15 protein-coding genes and 8 pseudogenes are annotated in these 19845 nt (G+C 58.2%); 9 read left to right on the forward strand and 14 right to left on the reverse strand.

Annotated features, from left to right (window positions below; all coding sequences use genetic code 11):
- Positions 1–672: 672 nt before the first annotated feature.
- Together repA and BS629_RS39675 are read right to left on the reverse strand one after the other, a co-directional pair.
- The gene (gene repA, locus BS629_RS10185) at positions 673–1923 is read right to left on the reverse strand and encodes a plasmid partitioning protein RepA (RefSeq protein WP_077988132.1); all 1251 of its coding nucleotides are present in this window, start codon (positions 1921–1923) and stop codon (positions 673–675) included.
- A 676-nt stretch (positions 1924–2599) separates the two neighbouring features.
- Entirely contained in the window at positions 2600–3763 is a 1164-nt protein-coding gene (locus BS629_RS39675) for a hypothetical protein (RefSeq protein WP_245315073.1), read from the reverse strand.
- A gap of 1023 nt (positions 3764–4786) precedes the next feature.
- Here BS629_RS39675 and nifH (BS629_RS38195) point away from each other — a divergent pair.
- Both nifH (BS629_RS38195) and BS629_RS10205 read left to right on the forward strand, forming a co-directional pair.
- Positions 4787–4891, forward strand: a pseudogene (nifH, locus tag BS629_RS38195) (nitrogenase reductase); the annotation flags it as partial.
- Positions 4892–5270: 379 nt separating this feature from the next.
- A complete protein-coding gene (locus tag BS629_RS10205; RefSeq protein WP_077988135.1) occupies positions 5271–5987 on the forward strand; it encodes an NPP1 family protein in 717 nt (238 codons plus the stop codon).
- A 410-nt stretch (positions 5988–6397) separates the two neighbouring features.
- Here the strand turns inward: BS629_RS10205 and nifH (BS629_RS38200) are convergent.
- The 8 genes and pseudogenes from nifH (BS629_RS38200) to BS629_RS40210 all read right to left on the reverse strand — a co-directional run.
- Positions 6398–6553, reverse strand: a pseudogene (gene nifH / locus BS629_RS38200) (nitrogenase reductase); the annotation flags it as partial.
- Positions 6554–6634: 81 nt separating this feature from the next.
- Positions 6635–6886 carry a CoA-transferase gene (locus BS629_RS10210; protein WP_094231116.1) on the reverse strand — a complete coding sequence of 84 codons (252 nt, stop codon included), beginning with the start codon at positions 6884–6886 and terminating at the stop codon, positions 6635–6637.
- A gap of 10 nt (positions 6887–6896) precedes the next feature.
- The gene (gene phaC / locus BS629_RS10215; RefSeq protein ID WP_077988136.1) at positions 6897–8003 is read right to left on the reverse strand and encodes a class III poly(R)-hydroxyalkanoic acid synthase subunit PhaC; all 1107 of its coding nucleotides are present in this window, start codon (positions 8001–8003) and stop codon (positions 6897–6899) included.
- Positions 8000–8605 (reverse strand): poly(R)-hydroxyalkanoic acid synthase subunit PhaE, encoded by a 606-nt coding sequence (locus tag BS629_RS10220; protein ID WP_245315074.1) that lies wholly within the window; start codon positions 8603–8605, stop codon positions 8000–8002. The genes phaC and BS629_RS10220 overlap by 4 nt, the downstream gene beginning before the upstream one ends.
- Before the next feature lie 108 nt (positions 8606–8713).
- On the reverse strand, positions 8714–9895 hold the full coding sequence (locus BS629_RS10225) for an iron-containing alcohol dehydrogenase (RefSeq protein WP_077988137.1): 1182 nt from the start codon (positions 9893–9895) through the stop codon (positions 8714–8716).
- A 55-nt stretch (positions 9896–9950) separates the two neighbouring features.
- Positions 9951–11105, reverse strand: a pseudogene (locus BS629_RS10230) (thiamine pyrophosphate-dependent enzyme); the annotation flags it as partial.
- A gap of 95 nt (positions 11106–11200) precedes the next feature.
- Positions 11201–11865: pseudogene (locus tag BS629_RS10235) on the reverse strand (thiamine pyrophosphate-binding protein); the annotation flags it as partial.
- Positions 11866–12646: 781 nt separating this feature from the next.
- Complete coding sequence (locus BS629_RS40210) at positions 12647–12775, reverse strand: hypothetical protein (RefSeq protein WP_259671699.1); 129 nt, start codon at positions 12773–12775, stop codon at positions 12647–12649.
- Between the two features lie 741 nt (positions 12776–13516).
- On the opposite strand from BS629_RS40210, the gene BS629_RS38880 reads away from it, so the two are divergent.
- From BS629_RS38880 to BS629_RS10250, 3 genes are all read left to right on the forward strand, one after another.
- Positions 13517–13660: a hypothetical protein gene (locus BS629_RS38880; protein ID WP_131706237.1), complete on the forward strand. Its 144-nt coding sequence runs from the start codon at positions 13517–13519 to the stop codon at positions 13658–13660.
- Between the two features lie 302 nt (positions 13661–13962).
- Entirely contained in the window at positions 13963–14283 is a 321-nt protein-coding gene (locus tag BS629_RS10245) for a Nif11-like leader peptide family natural product precursor (RefSeq protein WP_077988140.1), read from the forward strand.
- 68 nt (positions 14284–14351) lie between these two features.
- Entirely contained in the window at positions 14352–14987 is a 636-nt protein-coding gene (locus BS629_RS10250) for a hypothetical protein (RefSeq protein WP_183628100.1), read from the forward strand.
- Positions 14988–15122: 135 nt separating this feature from the next.
- Here the strand turns inward: BS629_RS10250 and BS629_RS39680 are convergent.
- A pseudogene (locus BS629_RS39680) lies at positions 15123–15347 on the reverse strand (hypothetical protein); the annotation flags it as partial.
- 74 nt (positions 15348–15421) lie between these two features.
- Here BS629_RS39680 and BS629_RS10260 point away from each other — a divergent pair.
- Positions 15422–16176, forward strand: a pseudogene (locus BS629_RS10260) (IS5 family transposase).
- A 112-nt stretch (positions 16177–16288) separates the two neighbouring features.
- Here BS629_RS10260 and BS629_RS10265 read toward each other — a convergent pair.
- Positions 16289–16522, reverse strand: coding sequence for a hypothetical protein (locus tag BS629_RS10265; RefSeq protein ID WP_077988141.1), 234 nt, complete (start codon positions 16520–16522; stop codon positions 16289–16291).
- Between the two features lie 23 nt (positions 16523–16545).
- A pseudogene (locus BS629_RS10270) lies at positions 16546–16766 on the reverse strand (transposase domain-containing protein); the annotation flags it as partial.
- Positions 16767–17072: 306 nt separating this feature from the next.
- Here BS629_RS10270 and BS629_RS10280 point away from each other — a divergent pair.
- Together BS629_RS10280 and BS629_RS10285 are read left to right on the forward strand one after the other, a co-directional pair.
- Positions 17073–17252, forward strand: a complete 180-nt coding sequence (locus tag BS629_RS10280; protein WP_025393262.1) for a hypothetical protein — start codon at positions 17073–17075, stop codon at positions 17250–17252.
- A pseudogene (locus BS629_RS10285) lies at positions 17239–18007 on the forward strand (recombinase family protein); the annotation flags it as partial. The gene BS629_RS10280 and the pseudogene BS629_RS10285, both read left to right, overlap by 14 nt.
- An 18-nt stretch (positions 18008–18025) precedes the next feature.
- Here BS629_RS10285 and BS629_RS10290 read toward each other — a convergent pair.
- Positions 18026–18205: a hypothetical protein gene (locus BS629_RS10290; RefSeq protein WP_183628098.1), complete on the reverse strand. Its 180-nt coding sequence runs from the start codon at positions 18203–18205 to the stop codon at positions 18026–18028.
- Positions 18206–18989: 784 nt separating this feature from the next.
- Here BS629_RS10290 and BS629_RS10295 point away from each other — a divergent pair.
- Positions 18990–19841, forward strand: coding sequence for an electron transfer flavoprotein subunit beta/FixA family protein (locus BS629_RS10295; protein ID WP_077988142.1), 852 nt, complete (start codon positions 18990–18992; stop codon positions 19839–19841).
- Positions 19842–19845 lie beyond the last annotated feature (4 nt).

Here is a 19845-nt window from a genome sequence, read left to right on the forward strand (position 1 = left end):
ATATGACTACTCCTAGCGTTACCACTAGGACTGCCAGTCAGTAGCCCGTCATCGCAAGACGGCTTTCACCGTGGGCTTACCGAATTTCCAGCCGGACGAAGTGTGCACCGCCGAATTTTGAGCCACCTCTGGCGGACCATCGGCGGTGCCCGACCTTACAGCTGCAGAACAAATATCAGGCCGGCGGAGTTGAGATTGTCACGGGAGCGGTCGGGTTAGGTACAGTCGACCCGATCCACGCGATCGGGTATGTCGGAAACAACATTGGTTCGGCGGTAGGGGTGTTTGGGACGGCCTTCCTATAAATGCTCAGGGGCCATGCAAGTAGGCGTCGAGCTTTCTTGAGCATGTGAACGGGCGCGGTCATGTGTCAGGCCCCATCGTTGCGGCATCATATGCACTGCGGGCCTGTATGACGTTACGCGGATTAGGTCTAGATCGAATTTACGAGCTTTGAGCTCGTTGCACGCCCCTAATTATCCTAATCCCAATCATATCGATCATAGCCGGGCCGAGCGGCTCACGAAGGCTGTTTTCGACGATGGGACGCCTGGCGCCATTATGGTCGGTGGATTCTGCGACCAAGGATCTCGATTTCCTCGAGACAGGCGGCAATCACCAGACGCACGCGGCGTGGCCGGCATTGATGATACAACCATTAAGTCCTCTCGATTAGGAACTCGCCTTACCTGCAGTCCGCGAAGCCCTCGACACATACATCGGGGGACGGCCCCAAACCTCGGCTATGAGGTCCATTACCTCCGCATTGGTGGAATTCAGCGTTTCCATCGCTTGCTCGTACGCCGACCGGCCTACCTCTCCCGCTGACAGCTCATACAACGACCGGTTTTTCATCCAAGCTTGCCGGATCGCGTCCGATTCCCAGACGGTCGCAGTCAACAGATCATCCCCCAGCCAGTCCCGCAGTAGTGCGACTGCCTCCTGCTGTGAGACGTCACGCGGATCGTGCCCTGTCACCAAATATTTGGTGAAATCATAATTTACCGACCTCCCAGCCTTTTCGATCAAAGAGACCAAATGCGAGAAGCGGTAGAGGGACAGGCCCATTGACTTGATCTCAGGCCATTGAGGGCGGACCGTCACCAGAACGCCGGTCGCGGCTTCATACGCACCCGCGGTCAGAAAGCCTCCACGTCCACAGTGGATAACGACAACGTCGTAGCCCTGCTCGACTTCCTTGAGCGCATCCACCATTCTGATGCTAGCGTCTGGGTGCCTCAAGTCCTCATTATCGAAGCGCTTCGTACTTTCCCGTTCGAATATTTCGAGCTCGAAAGTACCCGGCACAAGATCAAGACCATCAAAATGGGTGGGTCGGATTACAGAGCTCATACTGACCCGATCGTCATCATATCTTAAAGCGCCATACATGGTCGTAGGGTGGTCGGGACAACCGATATCCGGAAAATAATAGCCGAACATTTTCGACAATGAGCCCTTCGGATCGAGATCTATAGCGAGAACGCGGTATCCTTGAAGTGCAAGGCCCTGAGCCAGATAGTACGATGTGGTGGTGCTTGCGGAGCCGGAGGCTACTGAGATGATCTGTAGTTTCTCACCCTCGCGCCTGCGCGGGCAAAACTTCAAAGCCTCTTTTGGACGGGCCGAAGCGAGATAAGCGCGGAGTTCGTTGATCTGTCGAAGCGTATAGGAGCGCCGTCCTGCGGTCCCTAGCCCCGGTGTTGGCCCCAGCCCATCAATTGACAACTGGCGCAAATAGCTGCCCGACACGCCGAGAATTTCGGCAACCTCGCCCAAGGAGAACGAGCGAAGGGTCCTGTCGTCTCGGTCTCGAAAATCAGGAGCTCCCCGCTCCCTTAGGCGATCCCAGAGTTCGTTGATACGGCGCTCGATGCGCTCCGAAGTGGTTTCCATTTGAGGTGGATTCTCAGTGGGTGGCATAAGTGACCTCGTGACGGCATTTCTTGTGCATGACGTGTTTATTCTGTCACGATTTACCACATTATCTGTGCCCGTCAACAAGCACTCTGCCGCGCCAAGAACTTGCGGCTGCATACTTTCGTCAGGGAATTCTTGTTCTCTATTCCTCTTAAGGCGGAACGAGATTTTTTGGGCGATCGTTCTGCTCCGGGGTCCGGCTTGGGCTCGTGTTCGGCGGGACGAACAATCCTCCATGCCGGCGGGGCCTCCCCACAGGAACCACTCGACCCAGCGTGCCACGACCTTCGCCGTTACCCCCTATGGCCCTGATGGCCGCGGATCGTGCGGCCCCGCTTGTCCCAATTAGCCTAAGACGTGGGCTCGCGAACTGAATCGATCCAGATTCTTGTCACAACATGACGATCGTTGCGGTGCGGCGAATGATCTCGAAGCGCACAACCCGTGCCTTCGATATCCGCGCCAGCCGGCTGAATTCAGAAGAGGTCTGGCCCAGAACATTGCGCCGCTCGCGCGCAAGATCAGACTCGTCCTCCGCGAAACAAGCGCCGCTAGGTCCCTTCCGCTGCCGGGGCGATGCCGGACCCGGCGCCGATCACGAAGATAGACGGTCATAACTTCATCGCCGGGCAACTTTCGGCGGTTCGCTTTCTCGGGCAGCGTCGTGGCGGGGCCGGCGTTAGTCCCCGATTGCAAAGCGAGCAATTGACCAGATGAAATCCGTCTGCATGGCAACGGCGGCCTTGTCGAGCTTGCCCGGATTGGTCCAGAACCAATTCGGATCCGGCGCGCCATTCGGACTGCAGGAACCGGATGGATTGGGACAGAGCGCCGGCATCGGCGGATCGACAAATCCTGCTGGCGTCGTCTTTATTCCCTTTGCGTTGACGGCGGCACGCGCATGGCAGGTGATGCAGGACGAAGTGTCGGCGAATCCGGCCTCCGTTACCGAATTGCCGAGATGCGTCGGCAAGCCGGTCGCCGAGACGAAGTCGGTCTGGCTGCCCTTCAGGCAGTAATGTTCCCACACGGGTGAAAGGCCTGCAGAGCCCATCATGGCTTTCAGTGCGTCGTTCTTTGCACAGGCGCTGTAGGGCCGATCAGGGACGTCATTCGCGTCCACGTCGGCGACAACCGCACCATAGGCATCATGGCATCCGGTATAATCGCAACGGCCTGGATTGTTCTGGTGCTCGAACGTTGCCCAGGTCCAGTTGGGCAGCACCTTACTGCTGATATGCATGGCGATTAGCGCGTATTTCTTCCCGTCAGGTGCCTCGCTGACATAATAATCGGCGCTATCGACCTCATCGGCGGGTACCCAATTTGCCTTGACTTCCATGGCGCCGACAGGAGCTGAGATCGGCCGGCCGGCATTATAGAAGGATCGCAGACCGGCCTTGGTAAAGAGCTGGTTGCAAACGATGTAATCGAAAGTCGCCTGGTTGCGGCGAACTTCTTCGCTCCCGTCGGGCGACCCATGCGGGACGAGGCCCATCGGAGCCAACTGCTGGAGGGCTGGAAGACTCAGTATTTTTGGGCTGGCCACGGGAGCGGCGATTTCCGCCGCTGCACCCGACTGTCCACAGGACGGGTCACCTTTGGCGCCCGGAAAAACCGGGCGCGGAGTGAATGTATCTTCGTTCGAAGCCCATGTTTCGAACAAAACCTTGCCAGGCGTCGCCGCGACGGGACTAGCGACATAAGCGAGGAAACGCCAAGACGCCTCGTCCGGCCTGTTGATTGCGAGGTTGGCATCGACCGACTGAGCGAAGCCGTCGAGGGGTATGGACGCCAACGTAAAAGCGGCACCCGTTGCAAGTAATCTGGAAATCCAGCGCATCTTGTTCTCCTAGCAGTTTCATCAGTCTCCGAGCTTTTTCGGAGGGGATTTTGTATTTTCGTTGCCTATTCGAGACATCCCGCCTCGCGTGGAAACCGTCGCGCGGACCGAGCGCAAGGTCATGTGTCTGGAAATAGATAATCGCAGCTGCGCGCCGCGCGCGTATGCGGCCCAGAGTCCTTTGCGATGGCGTCGAGTTAGTTCCGACGTTGTCTCCATTTCAATTTGGTTATTATTTTCGTCGCGACAGCTTTTGACGTCTTTGACGCTTTTATGCCGTCGCGTTATAAAACGCAAGGCCCGTGCCAGCCAACAAGCGCTTTGCTGCGCTGCTCCGTCGGCGCAGGCCTTTCGTCAACTCATTGAATTTTCTCAGTGGAGTGCTGAATGAAGGTCTTCGGGCCAGCGGCGCCTTGTGGACCACGTCCTTCGGCTTGGCGGTGGGATCCGACGTATATACAGCGCTTCGCCACAAGGTTTGGCTGATCCTCCGCGCACACCCTCTGCATTTGGACCTGAAAGCCATCGAGCCGACACGCTAAGTTCGGAACTTTTCATGCATGCCGCACGATCGTCCTTCGTCGGATTGATTGCCGAGGAATCGACTGGCGGCAACATCATGCCAGGCACCAGATGCGGGACGAGGTTACCTCGTTCTAGTGAATGGGACCGCTTGCCGTGACGCTTGATCGTCGTCGATCATCCCACCGGAGAGCGCTGTGGGGCAGGCGGGGCCCAAGGATTGGTTTAGCGCGATAGCACTAGCCTATCAGTGTTTTCAGGTAGGGTCGATTGTTGATGATACGACATCGTCCTCACCTTTGTCCGCTCCGCGACACGCATTCGTCTTCGCCCAATCGCGTATTTTCCGCCCACATCGCTGAAATCGCAGCAAATACTTTGTTCGTCAGCTCAATTGGCCGGCTTGGCACGAATCTTGAGAGCTATTGCGAGGCAGCGGAACGGCCGCCGCATCCGCGTTGCGGGATAACCGCATTGTTCGAACACGTGAAAGGACAAACAATAGCATCACAACATCAGATCGCATTCTGTGGAAAGCGTGGAATTGGCAAATCCACTACCTCTCAAAATACGCTGGCGGCCCTTGTTGACCACGGCCAGAAGATCGCTCGCCGAATGCGATCCTTAAGGGACAGAGGATTTCAGACCCCGTCCAACAGCCTTTCGGCCAGGCGCGTCCAGCAAGATCGGCGGCCTCGGGAAATTAGTTCGATCGAGAAGGTTTCAAGATGATTAAGCGGAAGAAAGCATTCTTCGTCAAGCGGGTCAGAGGTGGCAAGCAGGGGTCGGCAAGGCGGATTACGGTAAGGCGGAGGTCGGCATCGGGGGCGTCGGCAAGTCCAAGCGGAAGCCTAACAAGTCTAAGCATTAACAGAACGGCGCCCAAAGACGGGAGTTCACCGCTGCGACCTACCACTAACCTCGTACGGTTTAGCGTCGGCATTCATTTTGCGGACCGAATCGTTCAAACAGCGAAGGACACAACATGGCACTCACCCTTCCCCATAATCGGCGAACTCTGCTTACCGCGTTAATCTCCCTTTGCGCACTATCGGGGCCGACGCGCGCGGCTGATGTCATTGATCACGATAAGGTCCAAGGGTTTCCCGACAGCACCTCCGGCTTCCTCAAGACCTTCCAGCCCTATCTCAAGGTTTACAACGGCTGTGTCCCTTTCCCGGCCGTGGATGCCGCCGGCAACGTCAGCGGCGGCCTGAACCCGTCGGGAGCGATGGACGGCCATTGCTCACGAAGCATCGGACAGGTCTACGTCAGAGCGGAATCATCCTTCAGGGGCCAGTGCGCGATCATGTACGCTTGGTATTTTCCCAAGGAGCAGAACGTCGACGGACCCGGCAATTTAGGGCATCGGTCTGGTTGGCAGAATGTCGTCGTCTGGACGGCGAGTTGTGACAGCCAAGCGCGGGTGAACGCAGTCAGCTACTCAAGCCATGGTCATTACAACCGGAAGACAGAGCCTCACATGAGCGGAACACATCCGCTGGTCGCCTATCAGCGCAACCCATTCCCGCTCAACCCTTCACTGGTTGACACCAGGACTCGTGGCGGGATGCAGCCTGCAATAAACTGGTTCGACATGACGCCAGCAGCGAGACACACGCTTGACACCTATGTCTTCGGCAAGGGGGTGCCATTCAACGATTACAACTTCTACTACAATCTGAGCAAGGCCCTATTGTAATTAATGGGTGGCGCCGGCTTCTCGCCTTCTCGCCGGCGCCTCTTTACGAGTATCGACGATGGCATGCGCCCAAGCGCACAGTGGAGGAAACGCTGGCACACATATGATCGGAGCCTGGAGAAACCCATGCACTTCGCGGTTCGTATTAAGCAGGGCTGGATTCTGCGCGAATCACGCCGATCCTGGATGAGCACGATCATGCGCCGGGGAGTGCCAACTCATTGTCAACCCCCACGCCTCCAGGCGCCCTCATCGCGCTCTTACCGTTAAATTGCGTAGACAGCCGCTGAGCGAGTTGACATGCCTGCCCTCTCCAAAGTGCCCGCGATTGCACTGCGGCATTCTCCGTATCACATCATCTCGTAGACCTGACGCTTAGGCCGCCGCCCAGAAGGACGCTGCCGACCTACAGCATATTTCAGGATGCCTTGGCGATGTTGTTGGCTGCATAGAGTGCTACCATCTCGACCGACAGACGATGTCGGTTCCTGAGCTTTATTCTCACGGATAGGCAACGCGAAGCCGCCGCAAATAACGTCATAGGATACGTCATAGTTGTGGAAGTTAGTCCTGGCTTCTAACAGTTCTGTTTCGCTCCCTTACCACCGCCGTCGTCGCTCCGCGCAACGCCAATTGGTCGTTTCCTATCACCCGCCCAGCTCGCGATGGACGCAAGCGTCATGCGCCAGTCGGTTGAGGCCCTTGTCTTTGCCGCCGCCCGGGGCGGCGGCAAAGACAAAGGTGAGATTGCTCGGCTCGCCCGTTTCGAGGAAACGCTTCTCGACGGCGCAGATCACCGCCTCCGGCGTGCCGATGCCGCCGAATCCGGAAAAATCGGCTCTATCGCCCGAACGGATGATCGCCACGGCTTCGGCGGCGGAGACAAATTTGTTGCGCATCGCTATCCTCTTACCCGTCCCGTGCCTGGAGCCATTCAACCATGCTTTTGGTGAGCGTGCCCTGCGACTTGCTCGAAACGAACAGGCCGACATGCCCGCTCAGAAGCGGAATCTCCATATAGTCGGTGCTGCCGATCTTGCCGCCGAGCGCCTTGGAACAGGCCGGCGGAATGATATGGTCGTTCAGCGCGTAGATGTTGAGCACGGGCACGTCGATCGCGTGGAGGTCGACGATGCGGCCCGACAGCTCGAACCTGCCCTTGACCAGGCGGTTCCCCTGATAGAGCTCCTTCAGCCATTGCCGGCCGGCCGCGCCCGGGTGATCCGGCCGGTCGGCCAGCCATTTCTCCATGCGCAGGCAGTTCATCAGCAGGTCCTTGTCGCCGGCGATGTCGATGAGGTTGACATTGTACTTGGTCAGCGATTGCATCGGCGTCATGAGCGAGAAGATCAAGCTCATGAATTCGCCGGGGATGACGCCCAACGCATCGACCATGCGATCGATATCCTCTGGCGCAAGCGAGCGCGTCCAGATGTTGAGGAGGCCTTGACTGGCCGCCGGGTCGTCGATATCGGCGTGGAAGTCGATCGGCGTGATGGTCAGGACCAGGTTCTTGACCTTCTCCGGATGGAGCGCCGCATAGCAGGTGGCGAAGAAGCCGCCCTCGCAGATGCCGAGCAGCGTTACCTTGTCATGCCCCGTCTCGCGGCAGATCCGGTGCACCGCCTCGTGGATATAGTCGTCGACATAGTCGTCCATCGTCAGCCAGCGCTCGGCGCGGCCGGGCTTGCCCCAGTCGATCAGCCAGACGTCGATGCCCTTGGCGAGCAGGCTACGCACCAGCGAGCGGTCGGGCTGGAGGTCCGCGATAGTGTAGCGGCCGATCAGCCCATAGACGATGAGGACCGGCGTCTCGACGATGCGCTTGGCCGTCGGCTCGTAGCGGAACAGTTCCACCTTGTCGCGACGCATGACGAGCGTCTTCGGCGTCGCTCCGACATCGACATCCTCGTCGCGGATCCCGGCGAGCACGTCCGCCCCCTTGTGAAACTTGCCGACATTCTCGGCGAAATCCTTCAGGAAGCTGTTGAAGGCGGTTTCGCGGGGTTCGGTCATGACTCATCCCTTCCTGGTTGTGTGGCGAGGCCGCGTGCATCTTCGGCCTCATCGCGCTGTGCCCTGCGGCTGGCGCGCACCTCCCGCCTGAGTTCCGTGAACTGCCGCGTCAGCTCGTCGAAGTCGTGCTGGCTCGGAACGCCTAACAGCTTCGCGACGCTGTCGGTCATTTGCTGTTGGCGGGTGCGCAGCTCCAGCCCGGCGAGCAGCAATTCGCGCTGCGCGGCGAGGAAATCCTTAGAGCGCAGGTTGCTGATCAGTTCCTTGTTCGCAATGTCCCTCCACTTGTCGAAGGCCTTGCGCCAGCCGAAATCCTTGGCGTCTCCTTCCTTCGTGTCGGCGAGCGTCGCGCTGTAGCGTTCATAGGCCTTGCTCCACGGCACGGATGCGATGGCGTGATAGGCCGCCATGCATTGGCTCACGTCCATCCAGGCCGCCATCAGCGCGTAGACCTGCCGGTCGAGGTTCCACATGTCGGCAAGGCGCGGGGCTTCCGCCATGCGTTTGATGGTTTTTGAGATCTCGCCGCACTGCGCGACGGCAAACAGGCTGCTGTCGGCCGCGCGCGTGGTGAGGAAGGGCATCATCGAGTTGAACCACATTTTTCCAATTTCCCCTGCTCCATGCTGCTGCGCCACATTTCCGACATGCGCAGCAGCATCTGCGAGAATTCCGGTTGGTCGTCCGAGCTCGGGGTCATGGCCGGCTCACTAGTCTGCGGCCGGGCCGCGGCCCGCAAGCGCGCTGGCATAGATCGCCCGGGCCTGATCACAGTCGAGCTCGCGCGGATTATTGACCAGTAGGCGATCCTTCTGTTTCATCGCATCCTCCGCCAGCTTGGAAAGATCGCCTTCGCCGATTCCAACCGCCGAAAGCGAGCCGGGCACCCCGCAGTCTCGGCAGATCGCCTCGATCTCGGCGATGAAGGCCACAGCGTCCGCCGCATCGGACTGGCGGCGATAGCCGGGCTGGATAACGTCGGAGAGCTCGGCATAGAGCGCTTCGGCCGCCGGCCGGTTGAATTCCAACACGTAAGGCAGGACCAGCGCAACGGAGAGGCCGTGCGCCTCATGGAAGATCTCGCCGATCGGATAGGCGAGCGCATGCACCGCTGCAACCGGCGAATGGGCAAACGCCATGCCGGCCAGCATGGAGCCGAGCAGCATTTCCGAGCGCGCTTCGAGGTCCGAGCCGTCCGCGCACACTTTCCTCAGATTGGCCGACAGCAGCGCCAGCGCCTTCAGCGCGAGCTGGTCGGAGATCGGGTTCTTCTTGATCTTGCCGGTATAGGCCTCGATCGCATGCGCCATGGCGTCGATGCCCGTCTGGGCGGTGAGGTGCGGCGGCAGGCCGAGCGTCAGTTCGGGATCGAGGATCGCACAGTCCGGGAGGAGGCGCGGCGAGATCACCGCCTTCTTCTCGTTGTTTGGCGTCTTAACGATGGAGACCGGCGTCACTTCCGATCCGGTGCCGGCCGTGGTCGGCACCAGCAGCAGCGGCAGTCGGTCGCCGGTGGCACGGTCGACACCATAGATAGCATCAAGCTTGTCCGGGGTTTTGGCGAGATAGGCGACGAGCTTTGCCGTATCCAGCGCGCTGCCGCCGCCGATTGCCACGACAGTGTCGACGCCGCGCTCGCGGCAGATTTCTGCCGCCGCTTCGATGACATGCGACGGCGCGTCGACGACCACGCCGTCGAACACGGTGAGCGCGATGCCGGCTTCGGCAATCGCCGCTTCCGCATTGCGCGTCAGCCCGGCCGCCCACACCTTCTCGTCGGTGACGAGCAGCACATGGGCGGCCTTGTAGCCCTTGAGGAGCTCGCCGATCTTGCTGGACGCGCCTGCGCCGAAACGGATGTTGGTCGGGGTTTGGAAAGTAAAGGCTTTCATGCTTTTGGTCCTCACTTGGGTCTCTCGGGCGGCAGGGCGGCCTGTCCGAGGCGGTTTATCCTAGGTCGCTCAGGCGCTTCGTTGGTTTCGCTTTGCGCGAGCGCGGCTTATCGGTGAGCCCTCGCTTGTAATCCGAATGAACGATCGCCACTTCGACAACATGGACGCCGCCGCCTTCGAAAGCGGCTTCCAGCGCCGGCACCAGATCGTCCGGCGTTTCGACGCGCGTGCCCTTGGCGTGATAGGATTCGGCCAATTTCACGAAATCCGGATTGTCGAATTTGGTGCCGAAATTCTTGTAACCCTTGGAGGCCTGCTTACAGCTGATCATGCCGTAGTCCTTGTTATTCAGGATGACGATGACCAGGTTGAGCTTGAGGCGGACGGCCGTCTCCAGTTCCTGGCTGGTCATCTGGAAGCCGCCGTCGCCGCAGAGCGCCATGACGCGGTGCAAGGGATAGAGCATTGCGGCAACTATCCCCGACGGCAGTCCTGCTCCCATTGTTGCAAGAGCATTGTCGAGCAGCAGCGTATTGGGGGCATTGGTCTGGTAGTTGCGAGCGACCGAGATCTTGTACTGGCCGTTGTCCAGCACCAGGATGCTGTCATGCGGCGTCATCACCTCGCTTATATCGTTGACCAAACGCTGTAGCGCGAAGCTGTCCTCCGTCGCCCGCGCGGCGGTGCGCTCGAGAATGGGCTCGCGTAGGTAAAGAAGCGCCTGCGCGTTTGGCAGCTTGCCCTCGAGGCGATCGCCCAGCGCCTTCAGCGAATGGCCGATCTCACCGATAAGCTGGTATTGCGGGGAGTAGACCGGCTCGAATGGTGCCCGCTGTTCTGCGATGTGAATGACCTCCTGGCCGCCCTTGCGCATGATGAACGGTGGCTTTTCGGTCGTGTCGTGGCCGATCGGGAGGATCAGGTCGGCCTTGTCGATGACCTCATGCACATCCTCGCCTTCGGATAGCGCCGGCGTGCCCATATAGAGGTGGGAGCTCTCGGACACGGTGCCCTTGCCCATTTGAGTGGTAAGGAACGGAATGCCGGTGCGGATCACAAACTGCGCCATATCCGCTGCCAAGCCGAGATTAGAGGCGGCGGCACGCGAGGCGGCTGCCCCGAATATCAGAAGCGGACTTTTGGCTTCGGTGATGCGGGCGGCGATTTGATTGAGGGTCGCATCGCTTGCTATCGGCCGTTCGAACTGGTGCAGGAGGTCGGACCCCTTGACCATGCGCTTTTCGCCCTCAGGGCTGCGAGTGTTCTTTCGTTGCCTTGTCATGTCAATTCCTTTCGATTGCTGACTGTGCGAATCGTAAACTGCGCGAATCCGGTGTAGATCGGGGACGCGAGGCGACTGCCCCGAACATCAGAAGCGGACGTTTGGCTGCGGTGATGGGGCGTCGGCGCAATCATCAGACCTCCTCCTCCTCGCATTTTTCGGCCGCAATATCTTCCGGAAGCTCAAGATACACTGGCCCCTGCTTTCCCTCCTGGGTGACGCGGAAGGACTCCCTGACCATCGACGGGATCAACTGCGCCGATGCGATTTGTATTGCGAGCTTGGTCACGGGCTTCATCACCGCGACGGCGTCGACCCTCTGAAAACCTGCCTGGGGGCGGCTCTTGATCGCTTTCTGGCCGCCAACCATCAGAAGCGGCATCCCGCCGAGAAAGGCATAGCCAGCCCCGTTGGGGAAGTTGAGCACGCCCGGACCGCAAGTGGCGAGGCAGACGCCGGTCTTGCCAGTCAGGCGGCCATAGTTCGCAGCCATGAGGGCCGCGGCCCACTCGGTGTGGGTCGGCACGAACTTTATCTTCGTCTTCGACTTGCGAATGGATTCCATGATGTCGAGGACTTCCTCGCCGGGGATGCCGAAGATGCATTTGACCCCCTGCTCCTCAAGCCCCCGCACAAAGAGGTCAGACCCCTTGACCTTGCGCTTCCGACGTTTAACAGACTGCGTCACAACAAACCTCCTGACGGTCTACTATTATATAACGGAAATAATCCGTCATGATGCATTTCTAAAGTCATTAGGCAGGAGCGTCAACAGCCATTAAGCTGCCGCGCCAACAAAATTACCGGCTCTATCGGAGCAAGGCCTTTCGTGACGGCTTCGGCGGCGGAGACAATTTTGGTAGTGGACTTGCCAATTCCGCCCTTTCCATAGAATGCGATCTAACGCAGAGCTGCCATGCTTGGTGTTCCTTCATGAGTTCGAAGCAATGCGGTTATCCCGCACCGCGGATGCGGCGGCCGTTCCGCTGCCTCGCAATAGCTCTCAAGATTCGTGCCAAGCCGGCCGATTTTGCTGACGAACAACTATTCGCTGCTATTTCAACGATGTGGGCGGAAGATACGCGATTGGGCGAAAACGATTGCGCGTCGCGCAAGCTGACAAAGGTGACGACGATGTCGTAGGTTGGCGTGGAGAATTTCGGTTAATCGGGTCATCTGGAACTGCATTTGTCGACTTACGACCCGCGCAGGAAAAAATTAAGCGGAGATCGCATTGTCCCGAATTTTGATAGAGGGAGAGGCTGATCGCCGATGTCTGTCGCAAAGTAGAAGCTTCTAACGCGACCTTCTAAATTAGCACAAAATATACTGGTCTGATGCCCTCGCAAGGTGAAGCGTCAACGCCATTTTGGAAGGGCGAACGTCAAGCTGAAGCGAACTGTCGCAGAGCTATCGTTGAACAAGACCGTGCTGCAGGGGTGTCACCTTCGTTCATGCAAGCGTCATGATTATTCAGGTCGCAGGCGCACGGCGAGAGCCTCGCTGAGGTCACCCACACCAACGGGATCGTCCGCCTCCCTGCGCAAGGCCTTGGCATCATCAAGCAGGGAATCGCTGTGTTCGGACTTTTCCTGCATGCCGGACAATCGTCCTTCGGAGATCCTGCTTTCGCCTGACGTTCTTCGCTCAATTGCAACGCTCTGGCATAGTGATGGACGAAACGGTCGATCAACATGCCGTAAATCCTGTGAAAAAAGGCTTCGTGCCCGAACTCTTTATTCCGAACGGAGCGTGCGGACCTGTCATCATGACCAGCTGCAACAGCACTCCAGGCGCGCAGGGCCGAATACATTTATGAAACGGCAAGCGTCATTTGCTCGACGTCGTGGTCCCTTGAGTGGGGAGAGGCCGCTCAAACATTTTTGGCCGATGGCGGAGCAGGCGCGCGCGCCAGACGGCAACATTATGCAGGGTACCAGATGCGGGACGAGGTTACCTCGTCCTGGTGAATGGGATCGCTCGCCGCGGCGCTTGATCGTCGTCGATGATCCCACCGGAGACAGCGCTATTGGGTAAGTGGGATCGTATCCCAGGGAGTGGTTTAGCGCGATAACGCTGGCCTGCCAGTGTTTCCGGTAGGGTCGGTTGTTGATGACAATCATCGTCGTCACCTTTGTCAGCTTGCGCGACGCGCAATCGTTTTCGCCCAATCGCGTATCTTCCGCCCACATCGTTGAAATAGCAGCGAATAGTTGTTCGTCAGCTCAATCGGCCGGCTTGGCACGAATCTTGAGAGCTATTGCGAGGCAGCGGAACGGCCGCCGCATCCGCGGTGCGGGATAACCGCATTGCTTCGAACTCATGAAGGAACGCCAAGCATGGCAGCTCTGCGTCAGATCGCATTCTATGGAAAGGGCGGAATTGGCAAGTCCACTACCAAAATTGTCTCCGCCGCCGTCGCGAAAGGCCTTGCTCCGATGGAGCCGGTAATTTTGTTGGCGCGGCAGCTTAATGGCCGTTGACGTTCCTGCCGAAAAGATCATAATTCGGACAAATGACGGATTAGTACCGTCATATCTTAATTAGACCGTCAGGAGGTTTGTTATGCCGCAATCTGATAAACGTCGGACGTGCTCGCCGGCATCCGTGATGAGGATGTCGATGTTGGAGAGACGCCGAAGACGTATCATGCTTCACGCACGGCCAAGGCTTTCTGAGCTCGAGGCGATCTGGAGATTAAAGATGTCCAAAACTGAACTTAAGCCTTTTGTTGGCGATCTGGGGAAAGACGTCAGCCTGCTGGAATACGTGAAGGAGATTAAAGATGTCTGATACTGAACTAGAGCGTTTCGTTGGCGATCTGGGGAAAGACGCCACCCTGCTGGAATACGTGAAAACGAATGCTACCGGTCTCGCATCACTGGTAGCGAGCGGAAAGACGCACGGCTACGATTTCACGATCGATGAGGCCAAAAGTTACATAAAGGCCAGAAATCCAAGTGGCATGACCGACAAACAGACCGATCCGGCTGTCGGCAAGCGCCATTCGGACGCTGTGACCTCTATCAAAGCAGTCCAGACCATCGTGGCCGCGACCACCGCCGTTGAGGCAGCGCAAGTCGTGGTCGCTGCGGTCCTCGTCTAATCAAACGGTCCCGGGGGTACTCATTCACCCCCGGACCGATGAGACAGTGGAAAATGGGAGGTAACCTCGTGGTGCATTCTGCCAAGGAACACTATCGACAGATCTTTAACCGGCGGACAACTGGAGAGGTCCGCACGTTGGCCCATATCAAGCGCTTCCTGGAGTGCCTCGGCGGTGACGTGGCCTTCAAGAGCGCGCTTTCGGAGAACGTCGACAACCCTCGTAGCGTAACGGCACGCTACGGGATTGAAGTCGATCCGATGGAGATGCTACCGCTCTGGCATTCGAGCTACCGGAAATTCTATCGCGAGCCGGAGTGTGCGTCGTGGCCATTGGCTGTAACTTGGCGTGAGTATATGGACGAGATGGTATGCCATCGCGACATCCTGCGCGACCAAGGCAATATGTCGGTGGCCTCCCCTCGTTTCCATGCGTGGCGCGAGCGCCAAATGCGCCGCTGCGATGACGTGTTGGGCACATCGGCAGAGTCGATCACACACCCCGTCATTGCTTTCGAGCTGAGCGAAGGCTGCACCGGGGGCTGCTGGTTTTGCGGTCTCTCGGCGGGCCAGTTCAAAGGTTATTTTGAATATAGCAAAGAGCATGCCCACCTGTGGCGCGGCGTGGCCGCGGCCGTCCCTAATTCATCGCGCAAATCTCGGTCTGGAGGATTGGCGTGGAACCGACACTCCAATGTTGATTAGCCGGAGCTGGAGTCTGGGCGCGGTTCCTCCATTTGTTGCCCGACGAGGCGCCAAGTTCGTTTTTGGCCAAGCTTAGGGAAATGCGTTTGACACGCTGCTCATGCCCAAAGTCCGCAGAATGCGTTTATGACAGCTTCAGCGTTCGAACCGCTCTAACATCCTCTTCAATTGCGCATTCTGCATTTGGAGCTTGCGCGCTAACTTGTCCCGGAGGAGCCTGATTTCTTCGTCGAGATTGATTGCATCGTCAGAAGCGGTGAGAGCGCTTAAAGAAGGTGGGATAACGACTGCAACCCTTTCCGCCTTCTTGCCCCGTCTGCTGCGCTTTCGCGTTGCACCTTCACGAGGCTGCAAGGGCTTTAGGCTCCAAACCCAATCAAGCCATTGATCAAAATGGATCGCTGTGATTCATTATGATGACAATGGGAGTTTTGATGATGGCAGGAGAGTTCTGGCTTGATGATCAGCAGTGGGCGGTGATTGCGCCCCTACTTCCCACGAACCAACCCGGTGCTCATCGCACTGACGACCGTCGAGTGATTAGTGGAATCATCCATGTCCTGCGATCGGGTTGCCGATGGCAGGATTGTCCCACTTGCTACGGGCCTTCAACAACCATCTACAATCGCTTCCATCGCTGGTCTGCGAAAGGAATATGGCGGCGGCTGTTTGAAGCTCTGGCGCAAACAACCGATCGGGATCTTCATATGATCGACAGCACCACCGCCAAAGCCCACCGATCAGCCGCTGGCGGAAAAGGGGGGCGGATGCCGAGGCAATCGGCCGCTCGCGAGGCGGCAGATCGACAAAAATCCATGCTGTTGTCGATGGTTGCGGCCGTCCAATCGCGCTGCGAATAACGCCCGGGCAGCGCGGCGACGCACCCGTTGCCGTTCCGCTGCTCACGCCCTTGCCTGCGAGCCGCCTATGTGCCGCAGACACCGCTTATGACAGCGACACATTACGCGACTTCCTCACCGCCCGCGGCACGCAGCCGGTCATTCCCAACAATCCTACTCGAAAGCGCATACAGCCCTTCGACCCCATTGCCTACAAGCGCAGGAATATTATTGAACGCACCTTCTGCCGCCTGAAGGATTGGAGGCGCATCGCAACACGATACGACAAGCTCATGATCAACTTCGAGGCAACTTGCTACATCGCTGCTCTCGTCATTTGGTGGGCATGATTGAGTCTGGAGCCTAGTGTGGTGTGTGCGGCTGTACCGGCGTCATCGGATAAGACCGGATTAGCCGCCTCCACGGTAAGCGCGGTCCTGAGGCCACGGCCAAGGGAGGAGCTTAGTGCTGATTTGCGAGCTGGCGAGCAGTTAGAGCCTCTGCCTGCGCCATCGCGGCAGCCTTGGTTTTGAAGGGGCCGACATCGTTTTCTCCGGTGTCAGGTAACCACTTCGGAAGGAACCACCAGCCTCCGGGATGATAACGGGAACTGCTCCTCACTGAGCCGACATCCTTGGCGAAGAACCAGCCGGAGTCGATTCCATCTTGCTCCCACGAGATGCTCTGCACTGTCATGACATATCCAATCGCCGCCGATTTTATCGGAGCATTTTATCCGTGCGATATGCCCAGGGCAATAACTCGTCGATCCGACTATTGGGGTGGCCGTTGACGATCCTGGTGAGCACGTCCGCGAGATAGCCGAGCGGTTCGACATCATTGAGCTTGGCGGTCTCGATGAGCGAAGCGATGGTCGCCCAGTGTTGCCGGCGTCGGAGCCTGCAAACAATGCATTCTTGCGATTGAGAGCCATCCCCCGTTCATTCTGCCCATGTCGGCGATGAAGTCGAGGTTCGTTATCGCTGGCATCCGTATTTCGGCCAAAAGGTTTCCATTCGCCGCGTCGAAGAACGAGCGACAGGTCGGTTTCTGAAGGTTTTGGGGCCCTCAGTTGTGGTGGTCTCGATTTCGGGGTGGATGATTGATCCTTTGGTGTGCGGCGGCATGACCATGGGAACGGCACGCGTCGATCTTGCGGCGCTGATCGAACTGAACTGACTGGTCTCAAGCGGTGCGAAGGCGGCACTCTTCCGGGGTGAACATGGAATCACTTAGGAGGAAGATGATGAGATCCCGCAACACGCTGGTGCCGGCGTCGGGCCGGCAGCTCGACCTGATATTCAAAACCCGCACGCTCGACGGACTGAGCGACAAGGATCGCAAGAAGGCGATATCAACACTGGCTTGCCTGCTGATGCAGGCGGCCGGTCTGGCCGTCGAGGAGCTCAACGATGATCAGCACTGATCTGATTCCGACAGTGCTGCTTGAACGCAAGGCCGTCGTTTACGTTCGGCAGTCCACTCAGTCACAGGTGACCAATCTGGAAAGCCAGCGACGGCAGTATGATCTTGTTGACGTCGCACGACAGCGCGGCTTTCTCGACGTTGAGGTCATCGACGATGACCTCGGACGCTCTGCCAGCGGAACGGTCCGCGCGCCCCGGCTTCGATCGTCTCGTCGCCCTGCTGTGCGCCGCCAAAGTTGGTGCCGTTTTATGCTTCGATGCCTCACGGCTCGCACGTAACGGCCGCGACTGGCACCATCTGCTCGAACTATGTGGCCTCGTTGAAGCCCGCGTCATAGATCACGATGGTGTCTACAATCCATGTCGGCCCAATGATCGTCTGCTGCTGGGGATGAAGGGCAGTATCAGCGAGTTCGAACTTGGCGTGCTGAGAGCCCGCATGCTCGATGCCGCCAGATCGAAAGCGCGCCGTGGCGAATTGCGACTTTCCGTTCCGTTCGGGCATCGGGGGGCGGGGCTTGGACTGGACCCCGATCTGCGTCTGCAAGACGCAATCCGATCTATATTCGCACGCTTCCCCTAGCTTGGAAGCACGCGTCAGGTGCTGCTGTCGATGACGAAAGATCAAATCCACTTTCCGCGGCCGTCGGATGAAAGGCGCATGACCAACTTCGTCTGGACGCCGGTCCGTTATCGCAATGTAATCGGCATCCTCAAAAAGAGCTGGCTCGGGAAATTTGAACAGAGCGGTAAGTGAAATTTCTGCCTATCGTCATAGCGCCAGGCCCGAAAGGACTTGTGTGAGCCGTCGTCCATTCGGATCGTCAGACGGGCTTGCGTTAATCTCGCGCGGGTACTCCCATCTTTCGAGAATTGTCGACTCGATGTTGAGGTGCTTTGCCGCATCAGCAAGGCGTGTCACGGCCTGCTGCAACATGTTCTCCGAGCTCATTGGGCTTTTCCTTATTTCTGATGATCACCGGTATTCGTAATAGATGCTGGGCGGCAGATGTTGCCGGCCGGCTTTTGTCGCTGATCTGACACAGGTGACGACAGTGTCGCACATTTGTTGTCACGCGTTTGAAGGACCACAAGCCGGCGCGGGTTCAATGCAGCAAGTGCCGTCAGATCAAGTGGCTTCGGGTTGTTCATTTGGTCATACGGTACTCGCCCAACCGATCAGAACGGCGTTGATGTAAATGATTGAGACGGAGAAAAGCCAAGACCTCGACGCGCTGCGGCAGCGTTCATGAACGGCCTTCGATTGATATTTCCAGCAAGGCTTCTCCACGCCTCTGGCAATGATCCTGGTGACGCCGCAACATCAGCTAAAACGCTTGTCCAACCTCACTAGGCGCCGCAGCGTTATTTTCTCGATCGCTGTGCTTCTGACCGCGTATTACGGTGTCGCTAGTCAGTTATCACCGGCAAACCGAAGCTCGATACACGCCGACCGCACCAGATCTTCAGTCCCCGTACTATCTCCCGGGGGCCGGCTCGTATCGCAGCTATCATGGAGTTGTCCGACCTGAAGCCTATCGAACCGCCATCCGTTCGCGGTGGTGATCGGGCGGATTGCGACACGACATGTCGGCAACCCTACAAAACCCCTCCGCATAGCGACAACGAAACATGTGCAATCTCGAAGGCTTACCGCCGCAACCTGATTGGCACGAGTAGTGCTCAGAGTAAGCCGGGTCCCTAAAGCCCAAATCCGATTGGGAGCTTAAACGATTATGCACATCGTGGTCTGTATCAAACAAGTGCCGGACTCTGCGCAGATACGCGTCCACCCGGTGACAAATACGATCATGCGCCAAGGCGTACCGACCATCATTAACCCTTACGACCTGTTTGCTCTCGAAGAGGCACTACAAGTTCGTGACCGCTATGGGGGCGAGGTGACCGTTCTCACGATGGGACCGCCCATGGCTGAGCAAGCGCTACGCAAAGCCCTCACCCACGGCGCAGATCGCGCAGTGCTTCTGACCGACCGCCACTTTGCTGGATCTGACACGCTGGCGACCTCGTATGCACTTTCTCAAGCAGTAGCGAAAATTGGCGAGAGCTATGGGGCGCCTGATATCGTCTTTACCGGAAAGCAGACAATTGACGGCGACACGGCCCAGGTCGGACCCGGAATTGCAAAGAGGCTGAACCTCCAGCAACTGACTTACGTAACGAAGATTGTCTCCATTGATCCCACGTCGCGCGAGCTCATGGTTGAACGGCACGCGGAGAGCGGCACGCAGATGCTGAAGAGCACGTTGCCATGTCTCATCACCGTGCTGGAAGGTGTCAATGCAATCCGCCGGGGCTCTCTCGATGACGCCTTCCGTGCCGCGCGAAGCCCGGTTCTTAAATGGGGGGCCGCTGACGCCGGCATTGGGGAGTTGACCAAATGCGGCCTAAGGGGATCGCCGACGGTCGTGAAGCGAGTATTCGCTCCTGGTCCTCGCGCCGAAAAAGCTATGCAAATGGACATTAACGACAAAACGTTGGCCGAGGTCGCGGCGGACACGGTCGCTGCAATTTTTGCCCGCGAGCCTGTTTTGGAACGCAAGCTCACGTCCCATGGCGATCGGTGAGCAG

Source organism: Rhizobium leguminosarum bv. viciae USDA 2370 (assembly GCF_002008365.1).
GTDB classification, from domain to species: Bacteria; Pseudomonadota; Alphaproteobacteria; order Rhizobiales; family Rhizobiaceae; genus Rhizobium; species Rhizobium leguminosarum.